A 19416-nucleotide genomic window follows, 5' to 3' on the forward strand; every position below is an offset into this window, starting at 1 on the left:
CGTCCTAATTGGTTGGCGCCGCTGAAGCCAGTTGCGGGCCGTCGTTCAAAACACCACAGCCGACTAGATCATTGATCGTTTCATCGTCAATGGCTAGTCGCTCCTTGAGCACCTCGCTGGTATGCTCTCCGAGGTTTGGAGCATGGCGTCGAATATTTCCGGGCGTCCCAGAGAGCCGGGCAGAAAAGCCCCGCTGCCTGACGGTTCCCAGGGGCGTATCGACTTCCCTGAAAAAGCCAAGTGCGCCAAGTTGTTCGTCTTCCAGAACTTCAACAGCATTTGTCACCCGGGCAGCCGCTATTCCGGCTTCAGCGAAGGCCCTGACGACCGAAGGCGGTTCCAGCCAGGATGTCCATCGGGCAATGCCTTGATCGATTTGGTCGTGCGCGTTCCATCGCAATTCAGGGGATGCAAGTGTGGACTCGCTTGGGTTGATACCCACAACCCGGGCAAGTTTCGCCCACGAGATGTCGTCATTGGGGATCGAGAGAGCAACCCACTTCTCACTATGGGCTGTCGGATAGACCCCTTGAATGAAGTCCTCAGCTCTGTTGCCCAGAGGAACGGGGTCGACTCCGGAAACCGATCCTGCCATTACCTGTTCTCCCAGGGAAAAGGTCACGGCTTCCCGCTGAGAGAAGTCGATCCAAGTCCCCGATCCGGTACTTTCGGCTTGGCGGAGGGCGGCAAGAACAACACCTGGAGCCAGGAAGGAAACCAGCTGATCCGGATAGTTCACGTTGTTTCCGGACCATCTAGGCGTGCTTGCGTCGTATCCGGTCACGGACATCAATCCACCCAGAGCATCCAACGTTGAGCCGAACGAGGCGTATCGGTTTTCTGGCCCATGGATGCCTTGACTAGTAAGGGAAAGAAGGACGATAGCTGGATTAGCCTCGCAAAGGTCCTCATACGTTAGGCGCAGGCGTTCCAACACGCCTCGGCGGAAATTCTCGACGACGACATCGCTTGACCGGACCAAATCCAGCAGCAGAGACCTCCCTTGGGCCGTCTTCAGATTAATACCGACGCTGCGCTTTCCCCGGTTCACAGTATGAAACGGCGGGCTGCGATCATAGTCGTCATTTCCTGTGGACGAAGAAACCTGCTTCCAGGCGCGGAAAGGATCGATGTGAGCCAAGGACTCCACTTTGACAACATCCGCACCGAAGTCGGCGAAAACACAACTTGTCGCTGCTCCCGCCGTGATGGTGCCCAAATCCAGTACCCGTACTCCATGTAGTGGACCCGGGAGTTTGGTTGCATCTTGGCCGGCAAGCTGCCCCTGCTCATTCACATGTAACTCCGTCCAAAGTTTTCAGTGCGCCAACCATCGCTTCGCCACGCGGCCGCTGCCCCCCCAAAGTGAAGGGCACGCCTGGCTGCTTCGCTGACGGCACCCCGGGGATGCCTGCACTCTCAAAGAACCTCTGGTCCAGGTACTGCTCGGAGGACAAAAGGTCTGAGATGAGCTCAACGCTGCCCACGGGTATACCTCGTGCTTGGGCTGCATGGTACAGAGCCTCCTTCGTCCACGTCCCAGAGCACTCGGACAGAACGAGCGTAAGCTCTGCCTCATGCTCGATCCGACCAGTAGGACTGGCAAATTTGGGCGAAGCAAGGCGGGGATCCGAAAAGAGCGACACCACCTGCGCCCAGTCAGTATCACGGTAGTAGAACGCGACGTGCCCATCTTGAGTCCTCAGAATGACAGGCCCTGAGCTTCTTCCCCGCGACAGAACCACGCCATTCGCCTGGTAGTACGTGGCGCCCTTCCACTCCAAGTAGGCCACTGTCTCAAGGTAACTCGTTCGTACGACCTGCCCTTCACCCGTCTTGTCGTGATGGTGCAGCGCAATCATAGTGCCAGTGAAGGCCTGCATTCCGGTGGAGTATGCGGCCTGGTTTCCGGCCAATGCCAGCGGATGCCTGTCTCGGTCGCCAACAAGATTGATCAGGCCTCCAGCGGCCTGGACAACCAAATCAGAAAAAGGATCCCCAACCCGCGGTCCCTGCTCACCCCAGCCACTTATGGCTGTGACAATCTTTCCACCACGGCTAAGCCTCTCCACTCCCACGCCCTCCGACACGAAACACTGATGAGCTCCGATTACGATCTCCGCTGACCGGATAAGAGACGCAGCGCCGCCATCGACGCTTGCAGCACTCTGAATCGTTTTGCCCTTGTTCAAATACGTGAAGAGGAAACTCGTTCCATCAGGTCCCATAGGCGCGCGTGAGCGTGAGGCGAAGCCAGTTTCCGGTTCAAACCTCGTAACGGCAGCTCCCAAGGCTCCCAAAAGTTTTCCGGTTAGCGCAACAGCAATGTCATCCCCAAGTTCGACTACGGAAAGACCGGACAACGGACCACTATGTCCGAAGTCTGTTCTCCCCACACTGCGTGTTTCCATGCAATTTTCTCCTCCTGCAGGTTCGGCGAGCTAGTGGGTTTTGTTTCAACCAACTAGTTACTTGATTCTATCGAAACGATCCTGTTAGTCAACCAAGTGTTCGGTTGAACGGTGGTAACCTAGCCTCCATGGCACGAACCTCTAAACAGCAGCCCGAGAGCCCAGCAGCCCAGGAAGAGGAAGTCGACGGACCCTCCCGGAGGGATCGAATTCTCCAGGTTGCCACCGAGCAATTCGCCCAAAAGGGCTTTGCTGCCGTACGAATTGATGAAATCGCCAAAGCCTCGGACTGCAACAAGCAGTTGATCTATTACTACTTTGGCAACAAAGCCGGCCTCTACGATGCCGTGCTTTCGGCCATGATCGAAGGTACGGCTCCCGCATGGACGGCCATGGAATCACTACGCCTTGAGGACACTGCAGGCAAATTTCTTAGCGCGGGTTCAGGTGCAAACTCGAAGTTTTGGCGCCGCCTCCTTGTGTGGGAGGGTATCGAAAATAGCGAGGGCGGCGGCCAGGAGATTCGCATGGAGGCAGAGCGGACCAAGGCTTGGCACCGGGAGATTGACATCGTTCGACGCTCCCAAAGCCAGGGGGACTTAAGAGCAGACATGGACCCTGCAATGGTGGCGTTGTTCATTGTCATGATGTCCATGGGGCCTCATGCGCTGCCCCAGATTACAAAAATGCTCACAGGCGAAGATCCTGGCAGTGAAAATTTCGCTGAACGTCGTCGGGTCTTTGCCGCGCAACTCATCCAGGCGCTTCGTCCGGAGTGAGGGTTTGCGCTCAACAAGCCCGGCCCGTCCTCGATTTCAACCAACCAGATGGTTGACTCGTGAAACGGTAAAACCTAAGCTAGTTCTGTACACGAACTAAGGCCTCTAAGGCATATCTATGTTGCGAATGGAATCACTTCGCCCAGACTTGCCAACGATGGCTCGTCTACCGGTAGGGCTCGCATCCCACTCACAACAGATTCGCGTAGTTGAGCCCCCTATTCAGCGAAAGGACCACAAAATGTCTTCTCTGACAGATGCAGTTGTAGTTGTTACCGGCGGAGGTACCGGCGTTGGCCGCGCACTGGCCCGGGAAGCCGCCTCACGGGGAGCACGCGTGCTCATCGGTTCCACCGGGGACGCCAGCGAAACAGTGAGCCTCATAGCGGCAGCCGGCGGTCGGGCTGAGTGGGTTCTGACCGATGTTGCTGACTACGAATCTGTGATGAATCTCAAAGCGGAAGCTGTGCGCCGATTCGGACAAGTCAACGTGGTTGTAAACAACGCAGCCAGTGGCGGCGAAAACGCTGGTCTTGACACCGCTGACCCGACGAAGGCCCGGCGCCTCTTCGAGGTGAACGTGCTTGGAATGTTCAACGGAATCAGGGTGTTTGCTGAGGAACTCAAAAGGTCTGCACAGCGCGGGCAGGCCGCCTACATTCTGAACGTCGGGTCGGAACATTCACTGGGAGTTCCCCCACACGTGATGGCACTTAGCACCTACACCGTCAGCAAGTACGCCAATTTGGGATTTACTGACGTTGCGCGCCGGGATTTCGAGGATACAGGCGTCGGTACCAGCCTTCTGGCACCGGGGTGGGTTCTAACGGAACGGGTGGGTGAATTGATCGCCGCACACCCCGAACTCCGGTCGGCCATTGAACCATACGCTCAATCCTCTGAGGACGTCGCCAAACAGGCTTTCGACGGCCTATTGAGCGGAATACATATTATTGCCACAAATCCCGCGTCTCGAGCGTTCGCATTGGAGCACGCACGCGACGTGATGGCTGACGTTCAAAGACTTCCCTTGGTGGAAAGCCTTGAATCTGATATTTCGCACGCGCACGACGGTACGGGTGATGCCACTAAGTGCCCTGTTCCTCACGCGTCCTTCCTCGGGACAGCTGAGACCCCGCCCACCACACCAGGCCGCGCAGGACAACGGCGACCGAACCACATTTAGAGAGCCATCCATCCAGCAGCCGGAAGCCTATGGGGCACGATCCATTCCATCCCTAGTGGTCCTGCCGGTCCACAGTTTGCCAGAGGAAGCAATGTTCACTCCCCCTATTTCAGCAGCATCTTCAGATTTCCCCATCGCAAAGAGCTTCCTCCGAGAAATCTGGAATTCCTTGGGCGGAGAGGCGCCCGCCCTCGAAAGAGTGACGTTCCACAACGAGGGAGACCTTTCCTCGCCGTTTCCAGTTGCTGATTTCGCAGCCGCCACCTTTGCCGCCGCGGGGCTATCCGCGAGCCAACTAATTCACGACGCTGGCCTAGGTGCGCCCGAAGTCAGGGTGGACCGGAAGAATGCGACAACCTGGTTTGATTTTCCTATAGCGCCTTCGAGGCTCATCGACGAGCCTCTCCCCCATGGCATCCACTCAAAGTGGATGGTTGAGTTCCAGACTCGAGACGCCCAGTGGATTCGAGTACAGGCAACGTACCCTACGCTTCGCCAGCGATTGTTTGGAAGCCTCGAAATCAAAGGTGACCTAAAAGATGTCGCTGAAGCGCTTTCCGGTTTGAATGCTGACGAAGCAGAAAACCGCCTGATCGCCGGTGGCGCGGCGGCAGCCGTAGCCCGGTCTCTCGATGACTGGCGTCATCATCCCCAAGGTGCCGCCGTCGCACGTGAACCCATTGCCGCATGCGAGGACACCCTCATGGGCGTCGACTCTTGGCGACCCACACCGGGACGGCCGCTCCTCGGTGTCCGCGTTTTGGACCTGACGCGGGTCGTGGCAGGCCCAATGGCCACCAGATACCTGGCGGCCCTCGGCGCGGAAGTCCTAAGGCTGGATGCGCCAAACTCGGACGAAGTACTGCTGGGAAAAGCTAACGACATTGTCCTCGGCAAGCGATGGGCATTGCTCGACATCAAAACGCCGGAGGGCAGGGAACACTTCAAGAAATTGCTGGCATCAACCGATGTATTGGTGCACGGCTATAGGCCAGGGGCACTTGACCGCCTCGGGTTCGATCAAGAGACACGGTCTTCTCTTCGGCCTGGACTAGTAGAAGTTGCCTTGTGTGCTTATGGCTGGACAGGCCCATGGAGGGAAAGGCGGGGCTTTGACACCCTTGTACAGTTCTCATCAGGAATCGCACATGAAGTGAGCCGGTGGGCAAATCAGGACCCTGACCGTCGACTTCCGCTCAACGCGCTGGGACATTCAGTTGATGCGACCCGACCGCGACATCTGCCGGTGGAGGCCCTCGATTTCGGCACTGGATACCAACTCGCTGCGGCGGTGCTTGAAGGCCTGCGACGAAGGATGAACACGGGATTGGGATCTGTCACCAAAATGTCACTCGCCCGGTCGGCTGCCCTGCTTGCAAATGGAGGATCTCCTCAAAATCAGGAGACATTCGACTTGCCTATCGAGGCTGACTTTCTGGATGATCGCATCTACAGCATGGGCGGAAGAGCGTCCCAACGCCTACCGTTCCCTTTGACCATCGAAAACACCCCCCACTTTTGGGACCGCATCTCGGAGAGGCCAGGATCATCTGCGCCGACGTGGTCTTACGATCGGCCATGACGCGTCCAGTCTTGCTTGACTGACGGATGGTGCAAACAGCTCGGTCCACAATGTCCGCATGCCGCTCGGCGCTGACGATCGCCACGCCGTTGTCCTCGACATGGAGAATTCCCGCGAGGACAACGGCGTGCTCGTTTGGCCAAGCAAAGCACCGCTGTGTATCGAGCCTCTCGCCATCCGCGGCAGCTGAGGCGCGGCGAAAGCCTGCGAAGACCCAACGAGTGTAGAAGTGCGGCGCCAGCTGACTGGATGGTGGAGTACTTGTACTGACCACCCAAGCTCGTCCCGGGTCTGGACACGGCGCTTTCAAGAAGTTGTACGCTCCGGACACCTGGGGGACTAATCGGGTCTCCCGCTTCCGCAAAATCGCTTTCGAGTTCCTCATGGATTCCTAGAATCTCCTCGGTCGTAAGGAGTCTTCTCTCACGAGCCGTTCCCTTCGCCGTCCACTCAAACGGCGGCGCCACAGGCCGTGAATCACTCTTTAGAACCTCGCGCCGCTGTTCCAACCTGCGCGCCGTACTGTCAGTGGTGGACGCCAGATACGAGTTAAGTCGCCTGATGGAGCCCCTTGGCATGGTGATGGTGGCGGACTTCAATGTGAAACCCAACTCCTCCAACAGGTCCGCCAATTCGTTGCGCTCCAGCCCATACTCTCCGAGCCAGTACGAAACTTTCCTCTGCTGAGCACCAGGAAGGCCCAAGGCCCTTTCTGCTGCCCGCATATCGCGGCGTTCTACGACCGAGTTTGGGGCGTCCACATATTCGACGCCTTCTCCCCAAAGCGCGACCAACGCTTGCTCTGTGTCGACCTTGGCCTTTGCTGCCAACGAACTGACTGTCAGCGAACCCTTAGCCACTATTCCCCCAAATTTTGCGATCTCGGATTCACTTCAACAACGCCCGTTGCAACGACATTTTGCGCACAATCTAGGCGGCCACACTGGCGGCCGTCTAACTTGCGCGCGGAATTAACCTCCATCACGAGAGAGACGGAAGACCCGCCAAATACGTTGGGCAGATTCGCCACCTAGCTGGCGAATCGCCAACTAGCCTCCAATCTCACAGCTGCTGCGTCGCAAGACCTACCCCTCCCACTTCTGGGTGGACGAGAGCGGCCCCATCCACCTACTTGCAAGTCTTCCAAGTAGGGGCCCGGCACTTCCAACATGACGGGCGTTCCACCTACTTGGCCAACTGCATGAACAGCTGGCCAAGTACGGCGAAACGTGGACATCTAACTTGGGAAATGGCCAACTACTACCGTGAATTCTCACACCTATTTGGAAGTCTTCCAGATAGGCCGACTAGTTCTTCCAAATGGATATCGGTTCTTCCACTTAGAGTGACTTCTCTCAGAGCCCTAAAACTCCCAGTCCTCATCCTCAGTATTAACAGCCTTGCCAATCACATAAGACGACCCCGACCCCGAGAAGAAGTCGTGGTTCTCGTCGGCATTAGGTGACAAGGCCGACAGGATGGCCGGGTTCACGTCGGTGACGGAGGCCGGGAACATGGCCTCGTAGCCGAGGTTCATGAGGGCCTTGTTGGCGTTGTAGTGCAGGAACTTCTTGACGTCCTCGGCCAGGCCTACGCCGTCGTAGAGGTCGTGCGTGTACTGGACTTCGTTTTCGTACAGCTCGAAGAGCAGCTCGAAGGTGTAGTCCTTGATTTCCTGGCGCTTCTCCTCGGAGACCTTTTCGAGGCCCTTCTGGAACTTGTAGCCGATGTAGTAGCCATGCACGGCTTCGTCGCGGATGATCAAGCGGATAAGGTCTGCAGTGTTCGTGAGCTTGGCACGGGAGGACCAGTACATCGGAAGGTAGAACCCGGAGTAGAACAGGAACGATTCCAGCAGCGTGGAAGCGACCTTGCGCTTGAGGGGATCGTCGCCCTGGTAGTAGTCCATGACGATCTGCGCCTTCTTCTGCAGGTTCTCGTTCTCGAGGGACCACCGGAAGGCGTCGTCGATCTCCTTGGTAGAGCACAGGGTCGAGAAAATCGACGAATACGACTTCGCGTGCACCGACTCCATGAAGGCGATGTTGGTGTACACGGCCTCTTCGTGCGGGGTGATCGCGTCCGGGATCAAGGAAACGGCACCCACGGTCCCCTGGATGGTGTCCAGCAGGGTCAGGCCCGTGAATACGCGCATGGTGAGCTGCTGCTCGTCCGGCGTCAGGGTGTGCCAGGACTGGACGTCGTTGGACAGCGGCACCTTCTCCGGCAGCCAGAAGTTGTTGACCAGGCGGTTCCAGACCTCCACGTCCTTGTCATCCTGGATGCGGTTCCAGTTGATCGCTTCGACGTGGCTAAGCAGCTTGACCTTCTCGGTCATTTCGTCCCCTTAACGTATGTGTTCTTTAAGGTAAGCGTACGACGCCGGGCGCTCACCCGGCGTCGTACTCTTCAGTTTTGAGGCGCGGCGGCTGCCGCAAATAAACAACCGTTATCGGTTACAGCATGCAGGAAACGCAGCCCTCTACCTCGGTCCCTTCCAGCGCGAGCTGGCGGAGGCGGATGTAGTAGAGGGTCTTGATGCCCTTGCGCCAGGCGTAGATCTGCGCCTTGTTGATGTCACGCGTGGTGGCGGTGTCCTTGAAGAACAGAGTCAGGGACAGGCCCTGGTCCACGTGCTGCGTGGCGGCGGCGTACGTGTCGATGATCTTCTCGTAGCCGATCTCGTACGCGTCCTGGTAGTACTCCAGGTTGTCGTTGTCGAGGTAGGGAGCCGGGTAGTAGACGCGGCCGATCTTGCCTTCCTTGCGGATTTCGATCTTGGCGGCCACCGGGTGGATCGACGACGTCGAGTTGTTGATGTAGCTGATGGAACCGGTGGGCGGCACGGCCTGCAGGTTCTGGTTGTAGATGCCGTGCTCCATGACGGAAGCCTTCAGCTCGCGCCAGTCATCCTGCGTCGGAATGTGGATACCGGCGAAGAGCTCGCGAACGCGCTCGGTCTCCGGGGTCCATTCCTGCTCGGTGTACTTGTCGAAGAACGTGCCACTGGCATACGTGGAGTTCTCAAAGCCGCCGAAGGGCTGACCGGTCTCGATAGCAAGCTTGTTCGAGGCGCGGAGGGCGTGGAACAGCACCGTGTAGAAGTAGATGTTGGTGAAGTCCAAGCCCTCGTCGGAACCGTAGTGGACGTGCTCACGGGCAAGGTAGCCGTGCAGGTTCATCTGGCCGAGGCCGATGGCGTGGCTCTGGGCATTGCCCTGCGCGATGGACGGCACGGAATTGATGTAGGACATGTCCGACACCGCGCTGAGGGCACGGATGGACGTCTCGATCGACAGTCCGAAGTCCGGCGAATCCATGGTCTTGGCGATGTTCATCGAACCAAGGTTGCAGGAGATGTCCTTGCCGACCGTCTCGTAGCTGAGGTCCTCGGCGTAGATGGACGGCGTGGAAACCTGCAGGATCTCCGAGCACAGGTTGCTCATGGTGATCTTGCCCGCGATCGGGTTGGCCCGGTTCACGGTGTCCTCGAACATGATGTACGGGTAGCCGGATTCGAACTGGATCTCCGCGAGGGTCTGGAAGAACTCGCGGGCGCTGATCTTGGTCTTCTTGATCCGGGAGTCGTCCACCATCTCGTAGTACTTCTCGGTGACCGAGATATCGGAGAACGGGACGCCGTAGACGCGTTCGACGTCGTACGGGGAGAAGAGGTACATGTCCTCGTTCTTCTTGGCCAGCTCAAACGTGATGTCCGGAACCACGACGCCGAGGGACAGTGTCTTGATACGGATCTTCTCGTCGGCGTTTTCACGCTTGGTGTCCAGGAAGCGGTAGATGTCCGGGTGGTGGGCGTGCAGGTATACGGCACCCGCACCCTGGCGGGCACCGAGCTGGTTGGCGTAGGAGAAACTGTCCTCGAGGAGCTTCATGACCGGGATGACGCCGGAGGACTGGTTCTCGATCTGCTTGATCGGGGCGCCGTGCTCGCGGATGTTGGTCAGCGAGAGGGCCACGCCACCGCCGCGCTTGGACAACTGCAGCGCCGAGTTGATACCGCGGGCGATCGACTCCATGTTGTCTTCGATGCGCAACAGGAAGCAGGAGACCAGCTCGCCGCGCTGGGCCTTGCCGGCGTTGAGGAACGTGGGCGTTGCGGGCTGGAAGCGGCCGTCGATGATTTCCTCGACGAGGCGGCTGGCCAGCTCTTCGTTGCCGCGGGCAAGGTGCAGGGCAACCATGCAGACGCGGTCTTCGTAGCGCTCCAGGAAACGCTTGCCGTCGAACGTCTTGAGCGTGTAGGAGGTGTAGAACTTGAAGGCGCCGAGGAAGGTCTCGAAGCGGAACTTCTTCTTGTAGGCGCGGTTGAAAAGGTCACGGATGAAGTTCATCGTGTACTGGTCGAGGGTCTCGCGCTCGTAGTACTGGTTCTTGACCAGGTAGTCCAGCTTTTCTTCCAGGTCATGGAAGAAAACGGTGTTGTTGTTCACGTGCTGCAGGAAGTACTGGTGCGCGGCCTCGCGGTCGGCTTCGAACTGGATTTCCCCGTTCGGACCGTAGAGGTTCAACATGGCGTTGAGCTCATGATAGCCAAGGCCCTTATAGGCCTCCGGCAATGGCTTCTTGACCTTGGCGGTGTCCATAGCGCCCTTGGTTACTTCTGTATCTGCGACAGTCGTGTCCAAAACTTTTCCAATCCTTGATTGACCCGGTCAACATCTTCCGGAGTCCCCATGAGTTCGAATCGATAAAGAAGCGGAACCCGGCATTTGGTGGCGATGATGTCTCCCGCCATGCAGTAGTTTTCCGCGAAGTTGGTGTTTCCTGCTCCTATGACCCCGCGGATCAGTTCCCTGTTCTGCGGGTTGTTCAGAAACCTGATGACTTGCTTGGGCACCGACCCTTCGCCATTCGTGCCGCCATACGTGGGCAACACAAGGACGAAGGGTTCCAGTGCGAGCAGCGGCGCGTCCTTGGCATGGAGCGGGATGCGTGCCGCGTCAACGCCGAGCTTCTGGACGAAGCGCTTGGTGTTCTCAGATGTGGAGGAAAAGTAGATAAGGTGACTCCGCGTGCTGACAGCCTCAGCCATTGCTTGAGCAGGTGCTGTTGCCAGCGCTGCCATGGGAGTCACCTCGACTACATTGGAATACTTTGTTGTGGTGGCGGAGTCCTGAAGAGCCAGGTCCCTGAAAACTACGCCACCGAAGCGGCAGCCAGTGCCAGCTCTTCGATCTTGTCCGGACGGAATCCCGACCAGTGGTCCTGTTCGGTCACCACGACGGGGGCCTGCATGTACCCAAGGGCCTTCAGGCGCTCAAGGGCCTCGGCATCCTGGGAGATGTCGACGCTCTGGTAGGCGATGCCCTTCTTGTCGAGTGCACGGTAGGTTGCATTGCACTGAACACAGGCCGGCTTCGTGTAAACCGTAACAGTCATGGTTCCTGTCCCCTTTGTTGAAGTCTTTGCTCTTCGTTCGGCAGGCCCCGACCGGAACTGGTTCCGACTCCGATGCTGGCCCGCTGGGCCGCTTAGGCGGCCAAACGCTCTATTCATGTCTTGTGCTGGTTTCCCGCTCAATCCGTAAATCGATACTACATGTAGTGCAAGCGCCTCAGCGGGACCCCAAGATGATGTATTACAAGTATGTCATTTTACGCACCGGTAGTCCACAGGCCAAGGGGGTAAAAATGTCCGGGAATCCGCCAAATCCGGAGACGTAATCCACACCCTGTGGACTACTTAGCCACAATTATTCGTCAGCGTGTCGCTTGGATCCCGGCGTGTCGCGGCATCCTGCAAACACCGTTTCGTGAGTCGCCCGCCACATTTCCAAACGACTGGTCGGCGCCGGGCCGACCCCGCAACAGCAACAGCGGAGACCGAATTCACACCGCTATGCTGGCTGGGCACGGATATCGGCCGGCACCGAGCCTAAGGATCACTGATGGTCAACCTTCTCCACCTGCGGACGCTGCTTGAAGTCACGCGGCTCGGTTCCTTCTCGGCAGCCGCCGGGCGGCTCGGCTATACCGCCTCAGCCGTATCCCAACAGATGGCGGCGCTGGAACGGGACACCGGCGTCGAGCTCTTCCACCGATCCCCACGCAGCGTGGTTCCCACCGAAGCAGCCCTCACCATGGTGCGCCATGCCTCCAAGGTACTCACCGACGTCGAGACCCTGCTGGCGGCCGCCTCTCGGAGCGCGGACTCCCCCGTCCAGGAACTGCGGCTTGGCATCTTCCCCAGCCTGGCAACCTACATCCTCCCGGACATCCTCCGGAACCCGCGCTGGAAGAAGCTGGGCATAGAACTGCGCGTGTGGGTGGCCGAACCTTCCCAGACCATCCAAGGGCTGCGCACCGGCGGCGAGCTGGACCTCGCCCTGGTGTACCAAGTGGGCCAGTCCGGACTCGCGTGGCCCCACACCCTGGACCGGCAGTGGATCGGCGACGACGACTTCCGGGTAGTGCTCCCCTCATCGTGGGGCATCCGGGAGGACGCCGAAATGCAGGCATCGCAACTCTCGGACATGCCCTGGATCATGCACCATCCGGGCACCAGCGACGCCGTGGTGATCGAGCGCCTGTTTGCCAGTTGCAATCTGCACCCGCGCGTCGTGGCCTATAGCGATGACTTCCACGCCAGCCTCGAGATGGCGGCAGCGGGACTCGGCGCTGCGCTGGTGCCGGAACTGGCGCTGCGGCACCGGCCGCCCGGCGTCGTGGTTCTCGATGTTCCGGACATCCGGCTCGCCCGCAACGTGTTCGCCCTGCTCCTCAACGAGAAGCGCACGGCCCAGGTGCAGCTCTTCACCGAATTGCTGGCCGACACGCTTCGCGGCAGCACCGCAACCGTCCGGGCCGGCAGCGCCGCGGCGATGCCCAAAACGACGCAAAAGTCAACGCCCAAACCGCCTGCCTGAAATCTTCCAGGATGCTGGAACACGCCGCTTGTTTGGGACTATCTTGAAGACATGAGCAAGGTAGCGAGCAAACATTTTGGGGAGATCGAGCTCAACCACGGGCGGGAGCGCTGTTACGTGGCTTCGCACGAGCTCGCCGGGAATCCCCTCGAACTGGACCTGAACGTCACGGCGCATGACCACTTCGACGAGAAGGCACTCCACAAGGTGGACTACCGCCTGGGCTACCTCCCCGAGTTGGTAGACCAGGTCCGGGACATGATTGCCGAAGAGCTGGACCAGGACGGCACCAACTCCCAGCAGTTCCTCCACTTCCACTCCAACCAGCTCAAGGAAGAGCAACTGGAGGCGGTGTTCGGCGTCCGGGATAGGACGCAGCTCACCAAAGACGTCTTCCTCAAGGCCCTCAAACTAGGTCATGTAGCGATCTACCCCGGCCAGCCGGAGCGCTATTTCGTCCTGGATTTCACCTTGGGATCGCACTTCACCGACGAGCTCCTGGTAGTTGCGGCGGACGAGGACGGCGTGGTGGACGACGAAATCCTCTGGGAGTCCTGAAAAGTCGATACAACCAATGATTAAACAACGACGGCGGCCGGTCACCTTTCGAGGTGACCGGCCGCCGCGTTCACTCGCTTCTCAAAGGCTGGCGCGGCAGGCCGCACCAACCTTCGAGCCTCTGCGAGCTCTCTTATTGCGTCAGCGGTCTACTTGGCTGCTTCGAGCAGTCCGGCGCGGACCGTCTTGGTGGCCTTGACCAGGTTGCGCAGGGACTCTTCGGTCTCGGCGTAGCCACGGGTCTTCAGGCCGCAGTCCGGGTTGACCCAGAGCTGGCGCGACGGAACGTGCTTGACGGCGGTGGTCAGCAGCTCGGTGACTTCAGCCTCGCCCGGAACACGCGGCGAGTGGATGTCGTAGACGCCCGGACCAACGCCACGGCCGAAGTGGTGCGCCTCGAGGTCGTGGACAACCTCCATGCGTGAACGTGCTGCTTCGATGGACGTGACGTCGGCGTCGAGGCCGTCGATCGCGTCAATGATCACACCGAACTCCGAGTAGCAGAGGTGGGTATGGATCTGGGTGGCGTCGGCGGCACCGGCGGTAGCCAGGCGGAAGGAGTCAACCGACCACTTCAGGTAAGCGGCGTGGTCAGCCTTGCGCAGCGGCAGGAGTTCGCGCAGCGCGGGCTCGTCCACCTGGATGACCTTGATGCCGGCAGCTTCGAGATCGGCGATCTCGTCTCGCAGAGCCAGGCCGACCTGGTTGGCGGTCTCACCCAGCGGCTGGTCGTCGCGGACGAAGGACCAGGCCAGGATGGTGACCGGACCTGTGAGCATGCCCTTCATGGGCTTGCTGGTCAGGGACTGCGCGTATTCGGCCCAGGCAACCGTGATGGGAGCCGAGCGGGTGACATCGCCCCAGAGGATGGACGGACGGGTGCAGCGGGAGCCGTAGGACTGGACCCAGCCGTGGACCGTCACGTCGAAGCCTTCGAGGTTCTCGGCAAAGTACTGGACCATGTCGTTGCGCTCGGGCTCACCGTGCACCAGGACGTCGTAGCCGAGTTCTTCCTGCAGCTCGACGACGCGCTTGATCTCGTCCTTCATGAGCTGCTCGTACTGCTCGTTGGTGAGATCACCCTTGTTGTTGCGGGCACGGGCAGAGCGGATCTCCGAAGTCTGGGGGAAGGAACCGATGGTCGTGGTGGGCAGCGGCGGCAAGTGCAGCGCTGCTTCCTGGGCGGCTTCGCGGACCGAGTACTCGGAGCGGTTGAAGTCGGCCTCGGTGAGGGCAGCGGTGCGGGCACGGACGTCGGCGCGCTGGACGCCTTCGGCGGTGGCGCGGGAGGCGATCACTGCGGAGGCTTCGTCGATGGCGGCCTTCGCGGAAGCCGGGTTGGCCAGGTAATCCGCGAGGGTCTTGACCTCGACGGCTTTCTGGTCAGCGAATGCGAGCCAGCTGCGCAGCTGCTCCGGGAGCTGGGTTTCCTCAGCGGTGTCGTGGGGGACGTGCTGGGTGGAGGTGGAGGTGCTGACGGCAAGCTTGCCGGCTGCGGCCTTCAATTCGTCCAGCTTGGCGGCCGAGACGGCGAGGTCGTTGCGCCAGATGTTGTGGCCGTCGACGACGCCGGCAACCAGGGTCTTGTTGCCGAGGCCCGCCAGGGCTGCTGCGGACGGCACTGCGCCCTTGAAGACATCGATGTGCAAGGCGTCGATGTTGGTCGCGGCAAGGGTGCCGAGCTGGCCGTCGAGGGAACCGTACGGGGTGGAAACAAAGAGCTGCGGGCGCGCTGCGGCACCGGAGAGGACCTCGTACGCACGGGCAGTGGCAGCCTGGATTTCCGCGGCCGGGGCGTCCTGGTCAACAACGAGGGCGGGCTCGTCCAACTGGATCCAGCTGGCGCCGGCAGCGGCCAGCTTGCCGAGCAGTTCAACGTAGACCGGGAGGATGTCCTCGAGGCGGGACAGCGGAGCGAAGCCCGCAGGAGCGTCGTCGGAAGCCTTGGAAAGCAGCAGGTAGGTCACTGGGCCGACGATGTACGGGCGGGTCTCGATCCCGTTGGCCAGGGCGAACTCGAATTCCTCGACAATGCGGTTGGAGGCCAGCTTGAAGCCGGTCTCCGGGCCGATTTCCGGAACGAGGTAGTGGTAGTTGGTGTCGAACCACTTGGTCATTTCCAGCGGCTGCTGTTCCTTGTTGCCGCGGGCCAGGGTGAAGTAGCCATCGATGTCGAGCTGGCCTTCGGCGTTGAGCAGCTGGCCGAAGCGGGCCGGGACGGCGCCCAGGTGTGCGGTGGCGTCAAGCACCTGGTCGTAGAAGGAGAAGGTGCCAGGAACGGCGGCGGCTTCGTTGAGGCCAAGTTCCTGGAGTCGCTTCGCGGTGGTCAGCTGGATGTCCTTGGCAGCGGCGTCAAGGGCAACGGCATCGATCTTGCCGGCCCAGTAGGCTTCAACGGCCTTCTTGAGTTCGCGACGGCGGCCGATGCGCGGGTAGCCGAGCAGGGATGCAGCGGGGAACGCTGCGTTCGTCTTCTCAGTGATGTTCTGTTCAGTCATGGCGTTTCCTTGGGGCAGTAGGTGCAAATCGATGTGTCTAGGGGTTTGCGGACCAGCGTTGGCTGATCAGCTGACGAGTTCTTGTCGGCGGGCGATGGCGCTGAGCCTGCTGGCAGGCCGGGCCGGCCGGGGCAAGGCAAGCTTGTCCAGCACGTCCAGGGCGCAAGCGTGCTCGTTGAAGGTGTACAAGTGAATGCCCGGAGCACCGGCCTGGAGGGCGGCGTTGGCCAGGTCCACAGTGGCGCGGACTCCGATCTTGCGGCGTTCGGAATCGTTGTCCGCCGCGGCAAGGCGCTCGATCAGCTCCGGTGCCGGTTCGACGCCGGTGAGCTCGCCGAGGCGCTTGAGCCGGCGAAGGCTCGTCAGCGGCATGACGCCCGGAATGATCGGGATCGTGACGCCCGCACGTCGGGCTCGGGAGATCAGGTCCGCATATTGCTCAGTGTGGAAGAAGACCTGCGTGATGGCGAAGTCAGCGCCCGAGCGCTGCTTCGCGAGCAGCACCTCGACGTCGTGCTCCACGCTCGGGGACTCAGGGTGGCGGGTGGGATAGGCGGCCACGCCAACGGCGATCTTGCCCGCGCACAGGAGGGCCGAACGTCGCTGTTCCACGCGGCGGATCAGTTCGATCAGATCCTGGGCGTAGCGCAGCGAACCGTTGACCGGCTGTCCGCTGTCCTTGGGGAGGTCGCCGCGCAGCGCAAGGATGCCGCGCACGCCATTGTCCAGGAGCTCGCCGATGATCTCGGCCAATTCCTGCGGGGTGTTTCCGACACAGGTCAAATGGGCCAGCGGCCGCAGGGTCGTTTCGAGCAGCAGCCGGTTGATGAGCTCGACGGCGGTGTCCCGGTTGGATCCGCTGGCGCCGTAAGTGACGGAGACGAAGTCAGGGTCCGTTGCCTCAAGCTCCCCGATGGTCGTCCAGAGGGACTCCGCGGCAGCTGGAGAGCGCGGCGGGAAGAGTTCGTAGGACAGGGCAACAGGAGCGGCGCCGGTCAAGTTTGGATGGGTGTCGATGAGGCTTGGTGGTGACATTTGCGTCCTTGGCTGTGTGTCAGCGGGCCTGCGTCCGCGGACTTGAAAGCCAGGTCCATGGACTGCAGAATCGGTGAATTGAGTTTGGGGATACACGCAACGAACTCCAGCAGGGCGCAGCCGCGACTGGTACGCCTGGAATGAAGTTGTCCGTGTGCAAATGTCAGGCCCACATGGGGGCACCCACACCCTCCTGCCTGCCTTCAAGAGGCAGATCCGGCGGAGGATCGCTGACACGTTACCGCGGTAACTTGATACGACTCTAGATCGGGGCTCCGGGCGCCACAAATCCCCCACCGAATTAAGACGCATTTTTACGCTACGTTTCGCCTGATTTCTGAAGATTGTTCGTTTTGGCCTTCGTCAGGGTTAAGGCCGCAAACAGTACGCCATGGAGAACCCCGCCGCGAGCCCTCCCCATGGAGGTCCTGCAGGACTATTCTTTTGCCATGATCCAGCTTCCAGCCAGTTATCAGGAATACCTCGACGGCAAGGACGAGCGGTTCATCCAAACCGTCCGCCCCATCTTGATGCAATCGGCCGCGGACAAACTTCACGGTGTGCGCGTACTTTACAACCGCGGCCTGACTGGTCACCAAGCGCATCTGGATGACACCATCCCGTACGGCACTATCGTCGAGGACATCGACTGAGTCCTGGCTGCTGAGTCCTGGCTGCTGGCCGCTCAGCCCTTCATCGCGCCGGAAAGCGCAAACGCACTGCCGGACCCTCTGGCTACCACCGTGTAGAGGATAAGCACCGGAACCGAATACAAGATGGAGAACGCGGCGAGTTCCCCATAGGCAATGGCTCCATGCTGGCCGAAGAAGCTGAAAACAGACACCGCGGCAGGCTGCTTCGAAGTAGACAACAACAGGATGAACGGGACGAAGAAGTTCCCCCAGGCCTGGATGAAGACGAAGATGAACACCACGCCCAGCCCTTGCCTCATCAGGGGCACCACGATTCTCCGGAGCGTAGCCAGCCCCGAGGCGCCGTCCATCCAGGCGGCTTCCTCCAGCTCGAGCGGCACGGAGTCCATGAAGTTCTTGGTCATCCAAATGGCCATGGGCAAAGTGGTGGTTGCCATGAAGAAGATGGTTGCCGGCATCGAGTCCAGCAATTGCAACTGCACGAACAGGCCGTAGACCGGTACCATGATCGCCGTGACCGGGAGCGACGTGCCGAACAGGATCGCGAACAGGAACGGCTTGTTGAATCGCGATTGGTAGCGGGACAGCGGATAAGCAGCGAGCACGGCGGCCACCAGGTTCACGACCGCGGTTCCGGCAGAGAGCAGCAAGCTGTTCACGAGTGGCTGGAAGAGCAGCCCTGGCGTCAGTACGGCGGCAAAATTGGCGAACGACGGCGATTGCGGCCACCGCGTCTCGTAGCCGGCGTGCGGATCAACGGAAGCAAGAATCAGCCACGCAAGTGGCAGGACAAAGCACAGCCCGATCACAGTCAAGGCCGCGTTGGCAGCCAAGCGGACGCGGAGCCGTCCCGCGGCCACCGCCGTCGGGCGCTTCGTTGCGAGCAACGGCGCACGGCGTACGGAGGTCACGGTTTCGCCCCGCGGATCAACCTGACGTACACAGCACCGAAGACCATGCCGATCAGGATCAATACCGAAGCGATCGCGGTGCCGTAGCCGATGTCCCCGAGCTTGAAGGCTTCCTGGTACGCCAGCACGGGCAAGGTGGTGCTCGCGTTGGAGGGACCACCGGCCGTCATTACCCAGATGAGGGTGAATACCGCGAGCGTTTGGAGGGTGATCAGCATGAGGTTGGTGGCGATGCTGCCGCGGATGATCGGAAGGGTGATGAAGGCCAGGCGTTGCCAACCCCGGGCGCCGTCCATGAGTGCGGCTTCGGAGACGTCGCGGGGGACCTGGGAGAGCGCGGCCCTGTAGACCAGCATCGAGAACGCGGTGCCGCGCCAGACATTGGCCAGGATGATGGCGGCCATCGGAAAGGCATAGAGCCAGTTGGTGCCCTGGATACCGACCATTCCCAAGAGCTGGTTGAGCGTGCCGTCCTGGCTGAAGTACGCGTAGGCCGCGAAGGCCGCCACGATCTCCGGCAGTATCCACGAAGCGACCACCGCCGTGCCCACGAGCGACGCCGTCGCTCCCCCGGATCTCGTCATCAACAAGGCGATGACCAGGCCCAGGGCGTTCTGTCCGAGGATCGCAGAGACTGCCACGAAGACCACCGTCAGCCATGCCGAGAGCGGGAAGACGGAATCCGTCAGCATCCGGGCGTAGTTGTCCAGGCCGACCCATTGAGGGTTCAGGGCTGCCTTGCCTGACAATGCGGCGTTGGTGAAGGAGGCGTAGAAGGACCACGCCACGGGTGCCAACATGAAGAGGGCCAGCAGCAGGATTGACGGCACCACCGGCAACAAGCGGAGCCCGCGTCGCAGTGGCCTTTGGATTGGGGATCTGGGTCGCAGCGAACCGCGGCCGAGGGAATCAGGGAC

Annotated in this window: 17 protein-coding genes; 7 read left to right on the forward strand and 10 right to left on the reverse strand. The window is 60.4% G+C overall.

The annotated features are described in order from the left end of the window. Positions 1–4 precede the first annotated feature (4 nt). On the reverse strand, positions 5–1297 hold the full coding sequence (locus AB4Z38_RS09295; protein ID WP_441429437.1) for a CaiB/BaiF CoA transferase family protein: 1293 nt from the start codon (positions 1295–1297) through the stop codon (positions 5–7). Then, complete coding sequence (locus AB4Z38_RS09300; protein WP_441429438.1) at positions 1290–2411, reverse strand: CoA transferase; 1122 nt, start codon at positions 2409–2411, stop codon at positions 1290–1292. The genes AB4Z38_RS09295 and AB4Z38_RS09300 overlap by 8 nt, the downstream gene beginning before the upstream one ends. A 104-nt stretch (positions 2412–2515) precedes the next feature. Here AB4Z38_RS09300 and AB4Z38_RS09305 point away from each other — a divergent pair, with 104 nt between their 5' ends. From AB4Z38_RS09305 to AB4Z38_RS09320, 4 genes are all read left to right on the forward strand, one after another. Next, positions 2516–3190: a TetR/AcrR family transcriptional regulator gene (locus tag AB4Z38_RS09305; protein ID WP_441429439.1), complete on the forward strand. Its 675-nt coding sequence runs from the start codon at positions 2516–2518 to the stop codon at positions 3188–3190. Between the two features lie 241 nt (positions 3191–3431). Further along, entirely contained in the window at positions 3432–4376 is a 945-nt protein-coding gene (locus tag AB4Z38_RS09310) for an SDR family NAD(P)-dependent oxidoreductase (protein WP_441429440.1), read from the forward strand. 91 nt (positions 4377–4467) lie between these two features. Next, positions 4468–5958, forward strand: a complete 1491-nt coding sequence (locus AB4Z38_RS09315; protein ID WP_441429441.1) for a CoA transferase — start codon at positions 4468–4470, stop codon at positions 5956–5958. Positions 5959–6016: 58 nt separating this feature from the next. After that, entirely contained in the window at positions 6017–6148 is a 132-nt protein-coding gene (locus AB4Z38_RS09320; protein WP_441429442.1) for a hypothetical protein, read from the forward strand. 1173 nt (positions 6149–7321) lie between these two features. On the opposite strand, the gene nrdF is transcribed toward AB4Z38_RS09320, so the two are convergent. The 4 genes from nrdF to nrdH all read right to left on the reverse strand — a co-directional run bounded on the left by nrdF (position 7322) and on the right by nrdH (position 11358). Then, positions 7322–8296, reverse strand: a complete 975-nt coding sequence (nrdF, locus tag AB4Z38_RS09325; protein ID WP_059389329.1) for a class 1b ribonucleoside-diphosphate reductase subunit beta — start codon at positions 8294–8296, stop codon at positions 7322–7324. Positions 8297–8414: 118 nt separating this feature from the next. After that, on the reverse strand, positions 8415–10562 hold the full coding sequence (gene nrdE / locus AB4Z38_RS09330; protein ID WP_441429457.1) for a class 1b ribonucleoside-diphosphate reductase subunit alpha: 2148 nt from the start codon (positions 10560–10562) through the stop codon (positions 8415–8417). Between the two features lie 11 nt (positions 10563–10573). Then, on the reverse strand, positions 10574–11044 hold the full coding sequence (gene nrdI / locus AB4Z38_RS09335; protein ID WP_364534102.1) for a class Ib ribonucleoside-diphosphate reductase assembly flavoprotein NrdI: 471 nt from the start codon (positions 11042–11044) through the stop codon (positions 10574–10576). Positions 11045–11115: 71 nt separating this feature from the next. Continuing rightward, entirely contained in the window at positions 11116–11358 is a 243-nt protein-coding gene (nrdH, locus tag AB4Z38_RS09340; RefSeq protein ID WP_028267421.1) for a glutaredoxin-like protein NrdH, read from the reverse strand. A gap of 508 nt (positions 11359–11866) precedes the next feature. Between nrdH and AB4Z38_RS09345 the strand changes: the two genes are divergently transcribed. Together AB4Z38_RS09345 and AB4Z38_RS09350 are read left to right on the forward strand one after the other, a co-directional pair. After that, a complete protein-coding gene (locus AB4Z38_RS09345; protein ID WP_441429443.1) occupies positions 11867–12844 on the forward strand; it encodes a LysR family transcriptional regulator in 978 nt (325 codons plus the stop codon). Positions 12845–12895: 51 nt separating this feature from the next. Then, positions 12896–13402: a DUF2004 domain-containing protein gene (locus AB4Z38_RS09350; RefSeq protein ID WP_441429444.1), complete on the forward strand. Its 507-nt coding sequence runs from the start codon at positions 12896–12898 to the stop codon at positions 13400–13402. 149 nt (positions 13403–13551) lie between these two features. Here the strand turns inward: AB4Z38_RS09350 and metE are convergent, their stop codons facing one another. Both metE and AB4Z38_RS09360 read right to left on the reverse strand, forming a co-directional pair. Beyond that, complete coding sequence (metE, locus tag AB4Z38_RS09355) at positions 13552–15900, reverse strand: 5-methyltetrahydropteroyltriglutamate--homocysteine S-methyltransferase (protein ID WP_441429445.1); 2349 nt, start codon at positions 15898–15900, stop codon at positions 13552–13554. Positions 15901–15966: 66 nt separating this feature from the next. Further along, positions 15967–16935 carry a methylenetetrahydrofolate reductase gene (locus AB4Z38_RS09360; RefSeq protein ID WP_441429446.1) on the reverse strand — a complete coding sequence of 323 codons (969 nt, stop codon included), beginning with the start codon at positions 16933–16935 and terminating at the stop codon, positions 15967–15969. Between the two features lie 449 nt (positions 16936–17384). Here AB4Z38_RS09360 and AB4Z38_RS09365 point away from each other — a divergent pair, with 449 nt between their 5' ends. Beyond that, positions 17385–17588 carry a hypothetical protein gene (locus AB4Z38_RS09365; RefSeq protein WP_441429447.1) on the forward strand — a complete coding sequence of 68 codons (204 nt, stop codon included), beginning with the start codon at positions 17385–17387 and terminating at the stop codon, positions 17586–17588. 32 nt (positions 17589–17620) lie between these two features. Here the strand turns inward: AB4Z38_RS09365 and AB4Z38_RS09370 are convergent, their stop codons facing one another. Continuing rightward, positions 17621–18448 (reverse strand): carbohydrate ABC transporter permease, encoded by an 828-nt coding sequence (locus AB4Z38_RS09370; RefSeq protein WP_441429458.1) that lies wholly within the window; start codon positions 18446–18448, stop codon positions 17621–17623. A 47-nt stretch (positions 18449–18495) separates the two neighbouring features. Beyond that, positions 18496–19299: a carbohydrate ABC transporter permease gene (locus tag AB4Z38_RS09375; RefSeq protein WP_441429459.1), complete on the reverse strand. Its 804-nt coding sequence runs from the start codon at positions 19297–19299 to the stop codon at positions 18496–18498. Positions 19300–19416: the final 117 nt, after the last annotated feature.

The organism is Arthrobacter sp. 2RAF6, assembly GCF_052115205.1.
GTDB lineage: Bacteria > Actinomycetota > Actinomycetes > Actinomycetales > Micrococcaceae > Arthrobacter.

Excerpts from the sequence above, each read along its gene's own strand:
- AB4Z38_RS09300 (WP_441429438.1), bottom strand. The coding sequence starts at position 2,411 with ATGGAAACACGCAGTGTGGGGAGAACAGACTTCGGACATAGTGGTCCG.
- AB4Z38_RS09310 (WP_441429440.1), top strand. The coding sequence starts at position 3,432 with ATGTCTTCTCTGACAGATGCAGTTGTAGTTGTTACCGGCGGAGGTACC.
- AB4Z38_RS09315 (WP_441429441.1), top strand. The coding sequence starts at position 4,468 with ATGTTCACTCCCCCTATTTCAGCAGCATCTTCAGATTTCCCCATCGCA.
- AB4Z38_RS09320 (WP_441429442.1), top strand. The coding sequence starts at position 6,017 with ATGCCGCTCGGCGCTGACGATCGCCACGCCGTTGTCCTCGACATGGAG.
- nrdF (WP_059389329.1), bottom strand. The coding sequence starts at position 8,296 with ATGACCGAGAAGGTCAAGCTGCTTAGCCACGTCGAAGCGATCAACTGG.
- nrdE (WP_441429457.1), bottom strand. The coding sequence starts at position 10,562 with ATGGACACCGCCAAGGTCAAGAAGCCATTGCCGGAGGCCTATAAGGGC.
- nrdI (WP_364534102.1), bottom strand. The coding sequence starts at position 11,044 with ATGGCAGCGCTGGCAACAGCACCTGCTCAAGCAATGGCTGAGGCTGTC.
- nrdH (WP_028267421.1), bottom strand. The coding sequence starts at position 11,358 with ATGACTGTTACGGTTTACACGAAGCCGGCCTGTGTTCAGTGCAATGCA.
- AB4Z38_RS09345 (WP_441429443.1), top strand. The coding sequence starts at position 11,867 with ATGGTCAACCTTCTCCACCTGCGGACGCTGCTTGAAGTCACGCGGCTC.
- AB4Z38_RS09350 (WP_441429444.1), top strand. The coding sequence starts at position 12,896 with ATGAGCAAGGTAGCGAGCAAACATTTTGGGGAGATCGAGCTCAACCAC.
- metE (WP_441429445.1), bottom strand. The coding sequence starts at position 15,900 with ATGACTGAACAGAACATCACTGAGAAGACGAACGCAGCGTTCCCCGCT.
- AB4Z38_RS09360 (WP_441429446.1), bottom strand. The coding sequence starts at position 16,935 with ATGTCACCACCAAGCCTCATCGACACCCATCCAAACTTGACCGGCGCC.
- AB4Z38_RS09365 (WP_441429447.1), top strand. The coding sequence starts at position 17,385 with ATGATCCAGCTTCCAGCCAGTTATCAGGAATACCTCGACGGCAAGGAC.
- AB4Z38_RS09375 (WP_441429459.1), bottom strand. The coding sequence starts at position 19,299 with ATGTTGGCACCCGTGGCGTGGTCCTTCTACGCCTCCTTCACCAACGCC.